The following is a 13,741-nucleotide window of genomic DNA, read 5'->3' on the forward strand; positions in this document are numbered from 1 at the left end:
TCGCGGGACGCGCGCGTGGGACACCGCCCGCGAAAAACGTCAGAATCGGAGAAGCGCCGTCCGGGCCGCCCCGGTTACCGTGACCGCCATGGACGACGCCATCGCACCGCACGCCGCCGACCGCCACGACCTGATCCGGGTGCACGGCGCCCGGGAGAACAACCTCAAGGACGTCAGCGTCGAGATCCCCAAGCGCCGGCTGACCGTGTTCACCGGTGTGTCCGGCTCGGGCAAGAGCTCCCTGGTGTTCGACACCATCGCCGCGGAGTCGCAGCGACTGATCAACGAGACGTACAGCGCGTTCGTGCAGGGGTTCATGCCGACGCTGAACCGGCCCGAGGTCGACGTGCTCGACGGGCTGACGACCGCGATCATCGTGGACCAGCAGCGGATGGGCGCCGATCCCCGCTCCACCGTCGGCACCGCCACCGACGCCAACGCGATGCTGCGCATCCTGTTCAGCCGGCTCGGCAAGCCGCACATCGGCTCGCCCAAGGCGTTCTCCTTCAACGTGGCCTCGATCAGCGGCGCCGGCGCGGTCACCGTGGAGCGCGGCGGGCAGCAGGTGAAGGAGCGGCGCAGCTTCAGCATCACCGGCGGCATGTGCCCGCGCTGCGAGGGCCGGGGCGCGGTCACCGACCTCGACCTCACCCAGCTCTACGACGACTCCCTCTCCCTCAACGAGGGAGCCCTGATGATCCCCGGCTACAAGACGGGCGGCTGGAACTACCGGCTCTACACCGAGTCCGGCCTGTACGACCCGGACAAGCCGATCCGGAAGTTCACCAAGCGGGAACTGCAGGACTTCCTCCACAAGGAACCGACCCGGATGAAGATCGCGGGCATCAACATGACCTACGAGGGTCTGATCCCGCGGATCCAGAAGTCGATGCTCGCCAAGGACAAGGAGGGCATGCAGCCGCACATCCGGGCGTTCGTGGACCGTGCGGTCACCTTCACCGTCTGCCCCGACTGCGAGGGCACCCGGCTCACCGCGGCGGCCCGGTCCTCGAAGATCGACGGCGTGAGCATCGCCGACGCGTGCGCGATGCAGATCAGCGACCTCGCCGAGTGGGTGCGGTCGCTGTCGGAGCCTACGGTGGCACCGCTGCTGGCGTCCCTGCGGCACACTCTCGACTCGTTCGTGGAGATCGGCCTCGGCTATCTCTCCCTGGACCGCCCGGCGGGCACGCTCTCGGGCGGCGAGGCGCAGCGCGTGAAGATGATCCGCCATCTCGGCTCGTCCCTCACCGACGTCACGTACGTCTTCGACGAGCCGACGATCGGCCTGCACCCGCACGACATCCAGCGGATGAACGAACTGCTGCTGCGGCTGCGCGACAAGGGCAACACCGTGCTGGTCGTGGAGCACAAGCCGGAGGCGATCGCGATCGCCGACCATGTCGTCGACCTCGGTCCGGGCGCCGGTACGGCGGGCGGCACCGTCTGCTTCGAGGGCACCGTCGAGGGCCTGCGGGCGAGCGGCACCCTGACCGGCCGGCACCTCGACGACCGGGCGTCGGTGAAGGACACGGTACGCAAGCCGGCGGGGGCGCTGGAGATCAGGGGCGCGAGCACGCACAACCTGCGGAACGTCGACGTCGACATCCCGCTGGGCGTGCTCTGCGTGGTCACCGGTGTCGCCGGCTCCGGCAAGAGCTCGCTGGTGCACGGCTCGATGCCGGCGGACGCGGACGTCGTGTCGATCGACCAGACCCCGATCCGCGGCTCGCGGCGCAGCAACCCGGCGACGTACACCGGCCTGCTGGAGCCGGTCCGCAAGGCGTTCGCCAAGGCCAACGGGGTCAAGCCGGCGCTGTTCAGCGCGAACTCCGAGGGAGCCTGCCCGAACTGCAACGGCGCCGGGGTCGTCTACACCGACCTGGCGATGATGGCCGGGGTCGCGACGACCTGCGAGGAGTGCGAGGGCAAGCGGTTCCAGGCCTCGGTGCTGGAGTACACCCTCGGCGGGAGGGACATCGCCGAGGTGCTGGGGATGTCGGTGACCGAGGCGGAGGAGTTCTTCGCCGCGGGCGAGGCACGGGTCCCGGCGGCCCACAAGATCCTCGAGCGCATGTCCGACGTCGGGCTCGGCTACCTCACCCTGGGCCAGCCGCTCACCACGCTCTCCGGCGGCGAGCGGCAGCGGCTGAAGCTGGCCACGCACATGGCCGACAAGAGCGGCGTCTACGTCCTCGACGAGCCGACCACCGGCCTCCACCTGGCCGACGTCGAACAACTCCTCGCCCTCCTCGACCGCCTGGTCGACTCCGGCAAGTCGGTCATCGTGGTCGAACACCACCAGGCCGTCATGGCCCACGCCGACTGGATCATCGACCTCGGCCCCGGCGCCGGTCACGACGGCGGCCGCATCGTCTTCGAGGGCACCCCGGCAGACCTGATCGCGGCCCGGTCGAGCCTGACGGGACAGCACTTGGCTGCGTACGTGGGGGCGTGAGGGGGGCGCCGCCGAGCGACCGCCGGCCTACCCGCCCAGCACCGTCTCGCACGCCGACCAGGCCGGCGGGCTCAACAGGGGCCGTACGCGGGTGAAGAGGGCGAGCAGGTCCGGGCCCCAGCGGGTGCGGAAGGCGGGGTCGAGGCGGGCGAGGTCGAGTTCGTTCGCGGCGGTCAGCTCGGCGAAGTCCCGGCGCGCGCCCGCCCCGGGGACATGGGAACGGCCGGTGAACCGGTCCCGGAAGACCCCGTCGGCCTCGGCGAGCGTCGGATAACCGGCCGCGCGGTCGCAGGAGCCGTACAGGTACACGAGGGACTCGGCCTCGGCGCCGATGACGGCCCCCAGCTCGGCCCGGCGGTGCGGCGGCAGCAGGGCGCCGGGAAAGCCGTCGGTGCCGTAGCAGGCGTGGCACAGTCCCGCGAGCCGGAGGGCCGGCCGCGCGCCCCACTCGGCGAGCTGCCGCTCGACGCGCTGGAGATGGGCGAGGAGGGTGCCGCCCGGATGCGCGACTTCGGCGGCTCCCAGGCCGCGCAGAAACGCCACCGCGGGGGCGAGGGAGTCCGGCACGGTCTTCTCCGTCCGTCCGCTGGACATCGCCCGTCGATCATCCGGCGGCGGATACGCGCAGGTCAATCCCAGGTTTACCGCCACACCCCCAAGCTGCCGCTTGGTTCACTCCAGCCGCCGCCGGCACGCACGCTCCCCCGTCAGAACGGCAGCGGTCGGGCGTGGATCACGTCCAGGCGGGAGACCGCGCGGGTGAGGACCACGTACAGGCGGTGGGCGCCACGGGGCTCCGCCTCCGCCACCGCGGCCGGTTCCACGGCGACGACGTGGTCGTACTCCAGGCCTTTCACGAGGCTCGCGGCGACCACGGTCACGCGGGCGCCGAGCGTGTCGGGGCCGGCCGGGTCGAGGCCGGCCGCCGTGAGCGCGTGCCGTACGCCGTCCACGTCCGCGTCGGCCGCCACGACGCCCACCGAGCCCTCGTGGGCCAGCGCCTCGCGCACCGCGGTCACGGTCGTGCCCGGCACGTCGTCGGTCGGCCGGATCCGCACCTCGCCGTCCCCGCGCAGGGAGGTGGCCGGAGGGACGGAGACGTCCAAGTGGGGCAGGAGCCGGTTGGCCAGGGCCACCACCGCCGCCGGCACCCGGAAACCGGTCGTCAGCGGGACCACCGCCGCGTCCGGCCGGCCCAGGTGGCGCAGTTGCACGGACCAGTCGCGCGCGGCCCACACGGTGGTGCCCTGGGCGAGGTCGCCGAGCACGGTCAGCGATCCGAACGCGGCACGGCGGGCGATGGCCCGGCACTCCATGGGCGAGAGGTCCTGCGCCTCGTCGACGACGATGTGGCCGTAGCCCTCCGGGTGCTCGATCAGGCCGGAGAGTTCGTCCAGGAGGACCAGGTCGGCGGCCGACCAGCGGGCCGACTTGTACGAGCGCGGCGGGCGGGGCCAGAGCAGGGCCGCCTGCTCGTCCGGGTCCAGCAGGCCGTCCGCCGAGCGCGCCAACTCGCCTGCGTCGGTGAGGAGTCGGGTCAGCACCTCCTCGGGGCGGACCTTCGGCCAGACCCGGTCGAGGTGCTCGGTGAGCGGCCGGGCCCGTTCGACGCGGCGCACCCAGGCGGCGGGCAGCACCCCGGCACGGCGTTCGGCACGCTCGCGCAGCCGCCGTACCACCCGGGTGCGCACCCGCTCGCGGCCGACGGCGTACGGCGGTTCCTCGGCCCGCACCTCGGCCACGATCCGCGCGAGTTCGGCGGCGGACACCCGCCACCGGTAGGAGCCGTCCGGTACGGCGAGGTCGGTGACGCCGTCGGTGGTCACGCGCGCGTACAGCGCCCGGCGCAGCACCTCGGCCATCCGGGCGTCGTGTTTGACCGCCGCGGCGGCCGGAGCGTCACTCCCGGTGACCGGGTGGCGGGCGATCTCCTCCAGCAGGGTCGACTGACGATAGCCCCCGTCAGTCGCTCCGCGACGGGCGGTCTCGCCGAGCGCGGGCAGCACCTCGGCGATGTAGCGCAGGAAGGTGCGGTTGGGGCCGAGGATGAGCAGGCCGGAGCGCTGCAGCCGTCTGGGGTGGGTGTAGAGCAGATAGGCCGCGCGGTGCAGGCCGACCGCGGTCTTGCCGGTGCCGGGGGCGCCCTGGACGCAGACCGAGTCGGTGAGGGCGGCGCGGACCAGGTCGTCCTGCTCGGGCTGGATGGTGGCGACGATGTCCCGCATGGGTCCGACGCGCGGCCGCTCGATCTCGCGGGCCACGATGTCGCTGGTCCGTGACTCGCCCCGGCCCAGGTGCTCGTCCTCCAGGCCGGTGAGGTCGGTGGAGTCGCCGGTGCTGCCGGGCGCCCAGCCGAACCGGCGCCGTACCTCGACGCCGCGCGGGTCGCGGGCGTCAGCCTGGTAGAAGGCGCGGGAGACGGGGGCCCGCCAGTCGATGACGAGGGGCGGGGCGGCCGGGTCCTCGGTGATCCGGAGCCGGCCCACGTGGTAGTGCTGCCCGCCGTGCTCGGAGTCGGTTCGGGAGAAGTCGAGACGGCCGAAGAACAGCGGGCCGGGCGGGAGTTCGCGCAGCGCCTTGGCCTGGCTGCGCAGCCGGTGGCCGAGCACCTCGGCGTCGGCCCCGGAGGCGGAGACGTCCTCGCCGATGACGACCTGTTCGTCGGCGCCCTCGACCATCGCGGCGAGGGCGGCACGGCAGGCGGCGTGGTGGGCGCGCTCGGCGTGCAGGGTCTCGGTGAGGGCGGGGTCGAGTGACGTCATGGCGCCAGAGTACGCCTCGAACGTTACCGAGTTAAATTTTTAACCGCGTCTCATTCGTCACGCCTCAGCTCCGGCAGCCCCTGACCCAGCCGCCGGAACGCCCGCTCGGCGGCCCGTACGGCATCGGGCTCCACGTCCTCGATCCGCTCCCCCGCCGCGATCCGGCGCCAGTTGTCCTGGGCGAGGATCCGCTGCACAGCGATGATCTGCCCGGCGGCCAGGCGCGCGTCCAGGCTGCCGCCGAGCGCCTCGGCGAGCGCCGCCTCCGACCGCTCCAGGTGGGCGTACGCCCGCGCCACCAGGGCCGGGGTGCCGTAGAGCAGGGTGTGGAAGGCGAGCACCTGGGGGTGGTCGTTCAGCCCGGTCACCGGGTCGCGCCGCTCCAGCCCGGCGAGGAAGTGCCGGCGCAGCGCGCCGACCGGGTCGGCCGCCCCGGCCACCACTCGGGCGGCCTCCGCCTCGTGGTCGGCGATCCGGTGCAGGACCAGGTCCTCCTTGGCCGGGAAGTACCGGAAGAGCGTCGGCTTGGAGATCCCGGCCGCCGCCGCGACCTCGGCCACGGACACCGCGTCGAACCCCCGCTCCAGGAAGAGCCGTACGGCGGTGTCCGACACGTCCTGGTACATCCGCCGCTTCTTGCGCTCCCGCAGCCCGATCTCCTCACCCATACCGCCGAGCCTACGCACCGCCACGGGCGCCGGGACCCGGGCGGGGACACCTCCTCAGGCCGACGGCCCTAGGCCAGGGCGCGGGCGAGATACGGGTTCGCCGTCGGGCGGAGGGGCAGGCCCAGGGAGCCCTTGGCAGCGGCCAGGGTCATGGCGTAGGAGTCGACGGCGCGGCGGACGTTGGGGGCGTCCAGGCCGGCGCCGGTGACCAGGCGGTCGAGGTCGACGTAGGCCGAGCGGACGATCTCGATCCACCGGTAGACCCGCCAGTCCTGCTGCCAGTCGCGGGTGTACTCGGGGGGCATCAGGGCCTCCCAGCGGCGGAACATCCGGTCCCGGATCTCCGGCCGGGTCGGCGTCAGATGCATGTGCCGGACCAGGTCGTACAGGGGGTCGCCGACGGTCGCCAGCTCCCAGTCGATGAGGGTGAGCGCCAGGGCGTCGTCGCGGCGTACCAGGTTCCAGGGATTCAGGTCGCCGTGCAGCAGGGTCGGCTTGCGCGCGCTCACGCCGTGCCGGGCCAGCATCTGCCGCAGCCGGTCCGCCTCGGGCAGGCCGAGGAGGCGGGCCAGCTGCTGGGACTCCTTGGGCAGGTCCCGGACCAGCGCGACGAGCTGGTCCGCCAGCCAGCCGTAGAAACCGAAGTCGCGCTCCGCGGCCGCGGGGTCGAGCTTGGTGTAGTCCACGTCCCTCAGCGCGCACAGTTGGTCGACCAGCCGGTCCGCCTCGTGCGGAAGGAGGCCGTGCACCGGGTGCTCGGGCGGCCGGTTCGTGTCGAGCGGGCCCTCGTAGGTGTGGACGGCGAAGCTGTCCTTGCGGAATTTCCCGGGGTAGCTCTCGCCCAGGGCGAGAATTCGCGGCGCCGCCACGGGAACCCTCGAATCCTCGATGGCCCGCAGCACCGCGTGCTCGCTGAGAAAGCTGCGTTCGCGCCGGCAGACGTTCGCCACTTTCCGCCGCACCACCACGGGGAACTCGATTCCGGGAACCCGGACCACGGAATTCAGGTGCGCCGTTCCCTTGAACACCCGTCCGGCCGGTGCGGCGCCCTCCGCGTGCAGTGCCGCGTGGACCGCCGAGTAGGGAAAGTCCCGGCGCTCGGGCACCCGCTTGTCCGGGTTCCAGGACGGCGCGACGAAGGCGGAGAAGAGACCGTCGCGCGCCTTCCCCCGCGAGATGCGCCAGCGGAACAGGACCCGCTCGATCTCCGCCTCACGGGGCAGACCGCGCAGGTTCAGCGGCTCCTGGGCCGCCTCCAGCGCACGGCGCACCTCCCCCGTGGCATGGTCAAGCCCCTTCTGGTCGAACGCCTCGTCCAGGGAGATCGCGGCGCGCATGACGTCGGGGTACACCGACTGCGCCTGCTCGAAGGCGAGGTAGTGGCGCAGGTCCTTGGTCAGCCCGTTGACCGCTCCCGGGCGGACCCGCTGCATGGCCTCGGCCCAGGCGTCGATCACCTCGGACCACTGGTGTCTCGGGTACCGCATGCGCACCAGGTGGGTCGCCAGGTCGTGCAGGGGGTCGCCGTACGTCGCCAGCTCCCAGTCGACGCAGATCAGGGGAGGGTCCCCGGCGTACGTCATGATCAGGTTGTCGCGGTGCAGGTCGGTGTGGAGCAGGCTGTACGGCCGGCGCGCCATCGGCGGCACCCGCTCGGCCAGTCGGACAAGCGCGTCCTCCGGGATGCCCAGCGCCGCGAACAGGCCGCCGAACGCACGCCAGTTGGGCCGGCGGATCTGCTGGTCGGCGAGGTGCGCCAGCGTCTGCAGGAAGCCCTGGCTGTCCTGGTCGTTGCTGGGCCAGCCGGCCGGCAGCGGCGGCAGCGCGCCCCGGCGCACCTGGGCCATCTGGGCGAGCAGTCCGGCGAGCGCCCTGATCAGCAGCGTGTCGACGGGCTTGCCGTCGGCGCAGACGCCGGAGAGCGGTACGCCCTCCACATAGCTGTGGATCGCGGACCCGTCGCCCTCGGCCAGGCACTCCGGCACATGCGGCAGGGCGCTCTTGACGGCCCGCAGGATCTGCGCCTCGTTGTCCCAGGTCCTGATCACCACCGGCAGCGCCTGCGCCCGCCGGATCCGCACGCTCACCGGGGTGCCGGGGTCCCGTCCGAGGAGGTGCGCCAGGGGGACGGTGAGCGCGGTCCGGTAGTTCTCGTTGTGGTGGCCGCTGCTCCTCTCGCCCTGCCGGGTGGCGAGATCGACGAACCTTTCGTACAGCGCCTGCACTGTGCCGGGTCCGGCGCGTTCCCCACGAAAGAGGTGGGGAACGTCAGGTGCGCCCACTGGCCGCTCCGAATTGCTCGCGCTGGTGGAAAGTATGGCAAACGATAAACGCGGGGGTCTTTCCGCACGACCGGAACCGTGGTCGAGTAGCCACAACGGGTGTGTCTGGCGCTCGTTACGCATCAGGCCGCCTCGGGTCGGCACGATTGCCGTCCCGTACGTACGAACGGGAGCAGTTGCTCATGCGGTGCGCGCATGCTACAGCACCGCAGTCGGGATGTACGGGCCGTGCAGCACCTCGGAGCCGTTGATGCCTGCACGTCGAACCCGAGCACATGCGGTGGCGTCGCGCGGTCACCGGCGCCACAGCACCCGGAGCAACGGCTCCAGCGAACGGACCACGTGCGCGGCTCCGGCCTCCCGCAACAGCTTCGCCTTCTCCGCGTTACGCGCGTAGCCGAGAAAGCGCACGCCGGCGCCGCGCGCGGCGACGAGGTCGGACGGCGAGTCGCCGATCATCAGGGCCGCCGAGGGGGCGGAGCCCATCGCGACGAGCGCGCGGTTGAGGCAGTGCGGGTCGGGCTTGAGCAGCTGCAGGTCGGTGGTGCGGCCGTAGATGTGGGGGGCGAAGCAGGCGGTGAGGCCGCGGTCGTCCAGGTAGGCGGTGACCACCTTCGGGGAGTTGTTGGTGGTGATGGCCAGCCGGGCGCCCACCGCGGTCCAGGTGCGTATCAGGGGGTCGGCGTAGGCGGTGGGGTGCGCGGAGCCGGCCGCCCGCAGTTCCTCCTGGGTGAGACGTTCCTCCAGCTCGGTCACCAGGTCGCTGCCTGGGTGCCGCAGGTCCACGGCGCGCAGCACCTCGTGCGGGTCCAGCGAGCCGCGTTCGGAGTCGCTGAGCAGGTTGTGCAGCCCGCGCCCGGCCAGCCACTCCACCAGCCCGGTCGCCACCCGTTCGGCCTTGTGCCGCGCGAACAGACGGCAGATCGGTCCGTCGAAGTCCCACAGCACCACGCGGGCGTTTTCGATCAGATCCCGAAGCATCTCGATCTCGTTCGCGCTCTGTTCGGTCTGCGTCGTCTCAGTCTGCGTCGCATCAGAAGTCACTAGGAGAGTGTCAGGTCCGACGTGATGGTTTCCCAGAGGGCGTCGAACCACTTCCGCGATTGCTCCACGAACGCCGCGTCCCGCTCTCCGGCCCGCTGCTCGAAGGAGAACAGCAGCGACTCCGAGCCCAGCGTGTCGTACATCTGAAGCGTCTCACCGCTGTCGGTGGACTCCTCGCGGCGTGTGATCATGTAGTGCGCGAACAGCGCCTCCACCCCGTTGAGCAGATACAGCTTGACCGGCGGCGTGAACGGCAGCGCGCGAAAGGTGACCTGGACGTCGATGTCATGGGTGCCGCGCAGCGCCTGGAGGTTGTACTGCAGCACCTGGCCCTGGGCGTTGCGCATGGCCAGCCAGCGCTGGTGCACGGCGTCGTCCTCCTCGCTCCCGGCGTCGACCGAGACCGGGAAGGCGAGGTTGATGTCGCGGGAGGGCAGCAGGATGCGGGCGTCGATCCGCTCCGGGCGCAGCCGGCCCTCGTGGATCAGGCGCAGCGGCTCACCGAGGGCGGGGATCAGGCTCTGCGCGGTCAGGCACACGGCGTCGATGCGCACGTGCGGCGCCGAGAACGCCTCGGTCAGCCGGGGCGCGAGCGCCACCATCGTGGGCTGCGGCTCCCCGCGCGGCGCCGGCGGCTCGGCGACCCGGGGCGGGCTGCCCTTGCTGACGTCGGCGAGCAGCCCCTCCTCCTGGAGCACCCGCAGCGCCTGGCGTACGGCGCCGCGCTCGACGCCGAACTCTCCGGCCAGCTCGGCCTGGGTGGGCAGGCGCTCGCCGGGCCGCAGCTCCCCGGTGCGGATGCGCCGGCGCAGGGCGTCGGCGATCTCCTGGGGCGTAAGCCTCCTGCTGCCGTTCACTGCCACATGCTCCTGAGTCACGACCAAACGCTACAACTCTGATCCATCTTTGAGGAGTTGCTGGGAAGTTGTTTATGAACCATGACCAAGTGGGGACAACTTAGGTGGAGTTGGTTGCCAACTTTCGCAAGTTGGCCAATCTTCGGAATGGGGGAACCGCCGTGCCTGCCCTCGCTCTCCTCGTCGAGCAACTCGTCCAGTGGAAGTACGGTGTCGCCGGCGCCACCGGACTGCTCCTGATCTCCGTCGGCATCGAGACCAGGAGTCACAAGGCCGTCTCGGCCGGCGCCGTCCTGCTCGCCGTGCTCCTCGCGGGCCCGGCGCTGTAACTCCCGCGCACCGAGCCCCGGGCCCTGTCGCCCTAGGAACTGAGCAGCAGCCCCGAACTGATCGTCTCCCACAGCGCCTCGAACCACCGCCGCGACTGCTCCACGAACGCGTCGTCCCGGCGCCCGGCACGCCGCTCGAAGGCGAACAGCATCGAGCGCGTGCCGTCGGCGTCGTACAGCTCCAGGTGCTCGTGCTCGATCTCCCGCTCGCGGCGCCCCAGCGTGTAGTAGGCGAACAGCGCCTCGGACCCGTTGAGCAGATACAGCTTGACCGGCGGGGTGAACGGCAGCGCGCGGAAGGACACGTGCACGTCGATGCCGTGCGTGGCGGACAGCGCCAGCAGGTTCTGCCGCAGCACCAGGCCCTGGGCGTTGCGCTGCACCAGCCAGCGCCGGTGCAGCAGGCCGTGGTCGTCGGCGGCCACCGGCGCCGGGAAGGCGAGGTCGATGTCCCGGCTGGGCAGCAGCACCCGCACATCGATCTTGGCCGGTTTCAGCCGCCCCGCGTGGATCTGCCTCAGCGGCTCGCCGATGGCCAGCGTGAGCGAGACCGAGGTCAGACAGAGCGCGTCGATCCGCACGTGGGAGGCGGCGAAGGCCTCTGCGATCCGGGGAGCGAGGCCCACCATGGTGGGCTGCGGCGGCGCCGCGGGGCCGGCCGGCGGCCGGGCCGGCCCCGGCACGCCCGCCACCGTGGCCGGGCTGCCCTTGGAAACATTGGTGAGCAGGTGCTCCGACTGCAGGATGCGCAGGGCCTGGCGCACCGCACCGCGCTCGACGCCGAACTCGTCGGCCAGCTCGGCCTGCGTGGGCATGCGCTGACCCGCCCGCAGCACACCGGTCCTGATCCGGCTGCGCAGTTCGTCGGCGATGTCGCGGTGGGACGGGTGAGGCCGCTGCGACCTCGTCCGGCCACTGGCGGAGGCGTGCTCCGGGTCCACGGACAAACACTACAACTTCCCGCCAAGTTGCGGCAGTTCCGTGATAGCTGGTTATGAGTCGCTTCCCAACGGACATAAGTCAGGAGAAGTTGGCTGCCAACTTGTCCAACATGGTCAAGCTTCCCAGTGGTTGGCCGATCGGGCTCCCTTCCGGAGGGGAGCCGGGAGCCCGGACAGGGGACGGCCACCGAAGCGCACAGTCACAACTGAACACGACATCGCACAGCCACAACTGAACACCGCGGCACAGCCACAACTGAACAGCTCGCTACGGATGCACAGTCAGCGTCGCCGGGAGAGGGGAGCGGTCAGAACAGGTCCGGGCACCAGGGTCGCCCGGGCGAGCGGAAAAGGGCGTCGGCCTTCCGGGCGGCGCCCTCTCGTTCTTCCCGCACGCGGCCGAGCGCCGTGAGCCGCAGCGCCGACTCACCGCCGAGCCAGAGGGACGCCAACTCACCGGCGCCCAGCGTGAGATCGGAGCGCTGATCCGTGGGCGCGCAGGAGGCACCGTCCGGCGAGGCGTCCAGCCGGAACCGCCCCGCGGCCAGGCCGTCGCCGTCCACGACCTCCAGCACCAGCGTGCCCGGCACGTCGTACGTCCGCGCCTCAAGGGCGCGTACGACGTCCAGGATGCGCACCCACAGCCAGTCCGCGTGGTCGGTGATCCGGGCCGCGCGCCGGTCCGGGAGGTAGTACGGCAGCAGGTCGTCGGGGCCGCGGGAGCCGCTCTTCACCTTCGTGATCCAGTCGATGGAGCACAGGTAGAGCCACAGGGCGCGCTCGGCGGCCGGGGTGGTGGCGATCAGCTCCTGCACGGTGGCGGTCTGCTCCGGCTGCATGCCGTTCCACGTCTCGTCGGACCGGTACGTCACCAGGCCCCGGACCTCGCCGTCGGCGGCCCTGTGGACGGCGTGGAACGGCTCGGTCCAGTCGGCGTGCAGACGGACGGCGCCGGTGTGCGCCTGCCACCACAGCTCGTTCCGGCTGACCGCGCCCGGCTGCGCCCGGCGGAACCGCTCGTGCAGCTCGGGGCCGAGCTTGCGCACCTCCTCGCCGTCCACGAGGTCGATACGACCGCCGTCGCCGGGCCCGGACCAGCGCGGGTCGAGACCGGTGCGGGGCACCTCGACCGTCCACTCGCTCGTCCAGGTCGCCGGGCCGAAGCCGTACCGGCCGTAGATCGGGTACTCGGCGGCGATCAGCGTGGCGACCACGTCACCGCGCTCCTTCGCCGCCGCCAGGTCCCGGCTCATCATGCGGGTGAGCAGGCCGCGGCGGCGGTGCGTGGGGCTGACGGTGACACCGGAGACCGCGTCCGCGGGGACGGCCGCGCCGCCGACCGCGGTCACCTCCTGCGCGAAGGAGCGGAACGTGGCCACGCACCGGCCGCCGTCGAACGCGCCGAGCAGCCGCCCCGGAACGAACAGCGCCCGCCGGGCTTCGAGTTGCTCGGCGGGCATCACGGGCGGCCGCAGGAAACCGGTGCTCACGGCGCGCTGCCAGTCCTCGAACTCGGCCTCGGTGACGGTACGGACGTCGGTCATGGGCCCACCGTAGGCAGGCCGCGCACCGCGTGTCGCCTCCTTTTCGCCCCGCTCACATCAGCAGGTCGTCCACCTGCGCCTCACCCACCCGGTACCGGCGGGCGATCTCCGCGCTGCACTCGTCGGTCGTACGCTGCAGGCGCTGGCGGCGCCCGGAGACCTCCTGCTCGTAGCGGATCAGGCGCCCCATGGCCACGGTCAGCTCCAGGTCCGTGCGCGCCTGGAGATCGCTCAGCTCGACCTCGGCGAGCATCTCGGCGGCCAGCTGCCGGTACTCCTCGTTGTGCGGGGTGCCGAGCGTGACATGGCGGGCCGAGGAGCGGTGCCGGGCCGGGGCGTCCTTGAGGATCTCCGGGAGCCGGTCGACCATCGAACCGTCTGCGGGCGCCGGCACGGACGCCCGGCCGCGCCGGCACAGCTCGGCGCGCAGGATGTCGATCCGGCCCTGCAGCAGCCGCCGCACATAGCTGAGGTCCGCCTCGTCGCGCTGGGCGTCGCGGCGCAGGGTGCGCAGCTCGGGCAGGCTCAGCCGGGCCAGCTCCGGCTCGGGCCGCGCGGACGGCGTGAGGCCCGCCGGGTGGACGGGGGCCGCCGGATGGACGGGGGCCGCCGGATGCATGGGGCCGGCCGGATGGATGGGACCCGCCGGATGCATGGGGCCCTCCGGCTCTTCGGCGCGCTGGACGGGCGGCCGGTACGTCCCCTGCGCCCCCAGCTGCCCGCTGGTACTCGGTGTGCTCATCGTGCTTGTGACCGTCCCCTCGACCGGCGTGTGACAGCATCGTGCCACCCCAACTGGCCCCTATGTGACCGAGTGCCCCCGAACAGCCCCAGATGGGGGGTAAGGGATCGATAT

At 72.0% G+C, this 13,741-nt stretch carries 11 protein-coding genes; 2 read left to right on the forward strand and 9 right to left on the reverse strand.

Annotated features, from left to right (window positions below):
* The first annotated feature begins 88 nt into the window (after positions 1-88).
* The gene (locus AB0950_RS25990) at positions 89-2,458 is read left to right on the forward strand and encodes an excinuclease ABC subunit UvrA (RefSeq protein ID WP_366779521.1); all 2,370 of its coding nucleotides are present in this window, start codon (positions 89-91) and stop codon (positions 2,456-2,458) included.
* Between the two features lie 27 nt (positions 2,459-2,485).
* Here the strand turns inward: AB0950_RS25990 and AB0950_RS25995 are convergent, their stop codons facing one another.
* From AB0950_RS25995 to AB0950_RS26020, 6 genes are all read right to left on the reverse strand, one after another.
* Positions 2,486-3,052, reverse strand: a complete 567-nt coding sequence (locus AB0950_RS25995; RefSeq protein WP_360575293.1) for a DUF6817 domain-containing protein — start codon at positions 3,050-3,052, stop codon at positions 2,486-2,488.
* Positions 3,053-3,165: 113 nt separating this feature from the next.
* Positions 3,166-5,220, reverse strand: coding sequence for an AAA family ATPase (locus tag AB0950_RS26000; protein WP_366779522.1), 2,055 nt, complete (start codon positions 5,218-5,220; stop codon positions 3,166-3,168).
* A gap of 50 nt (positions 5,221-5,270) precedes the next feature.
* Positions 5,271-5,888, reverse strand: coding sequence for a TetR family transcriptional regulator (locus AB0950_RS26005; protein ID WP_360160043.1), 618 nt, complete (start codon positions 5,886-5,888; stop codon positions 5,271-5,273).
* A gap of 68 nt (positions 5,889-5,956) precedes the next feature.
* Entirely contained in the window at positions 5,957-8,113 is a 2,157-nt protein-coding gene (locus AB0950_RS26010) for an aminoglycoside phosphotransferase family protein (protein WP_366779523.1), read from the reverse strand.
* A 351-nt stretch (positions 8,114-8,464) separates the two neighbouring features.
* Complete coding sequence (locus AB0950_RS26015) at positions 8,465-9,265, reverse strand: HAD family hydrolase (RefSeq protein ID WP_360160045.1); 801 nt, start codon at positions 9,263-9,265, stop codon at positions 8,465-8,467.
* Positions 9,214-10,098 carry a winged helix-turn-helix domain-containing protein gene (locus AB0950_RS26020; protein ID WP_360160046.1) on the reverse strand — a complete coding sequence of 295 codons (885 nt, stop codon included), beginning with the start codon at positions 10,096-10,098 and terminating at the stop codon, positions 9,214-9,216. The genes AB0950_RS26015 and AB0950_RS26020 overlap by 52 nt, the downstream gene beginning before the upstream one ends.
* A 134-nt stretch (positions 10,099-10,232) precedes the next feature.
* Here AB0950_RS26020 and AB0950_RS26025 point away from each other — a divergent pair, with 134 nt between their 5' ends.
* Positions 10,233-10,400: a hypothetical protein gene (locus tag AB0950_RS26025; protein ID WP_360160047.1), complete on the forward strand. Its 168-nt coding sequence runs from the start codon at positions 10,233-10,235 to the stop codon at positions 10,398-10,400.
* Positions 10,401-10,432: 32 nt separating this feature from the next.
* On the opposite strand, the gene AB0950_RS26030 is transcribed toward AB0950_RS26025, so the two are convergent.
* From AB0950_RS26030 to AB0950_RS26040, 3 genes are all read right to left on the reverse strand, one after another.
* Positions 10,433-11,347, reverse strand: coding sequence for a GntR family transcriptional regulator (locus AB0950_RS26030; protein ID WP_360575290.1), 915 nt, complete (start codon positions 11,345-11,347; stop codon positions 10,433-10,435).
* A 302-nt stretch (positions 11,348-11,649) separates the two neighbouring features.
* Positions 11,650-12,885 carry a GNAT family N-acetyltransferase gene (locus tag AB0950_RS26035; RefSeq protein WP_360160049.1) on the reverse strand — a complete coding sequence of 412 codons (1,236 nt, stop codon included), beginning with the start codon at positions 12,883-12,885 and terminating at the stop codon, positions 11,650-11,652.
* Positions 12,886-12,937: 52 nt separating this feature from the next.
* Entirely contained in the window at positions 12,938-13,627 is a 690-nt protein-coding gene (locus AB0950_RS26040; protein WP_360160050.1) for an aerial mycelium formation protein, read from the reverse strand.
* Positions 13,628-13,741: the final 114 nt, after the last annotated feature.

This window comes from Streptomyces sp. NPDC007189 (assembly GCF_040703635.1).
Classification (GTDB): domain Bacteria; phylum Actinomycetota; class Actinomycetes; order Streptomycetales; family Streptomycetaceae; genus Streptomyces.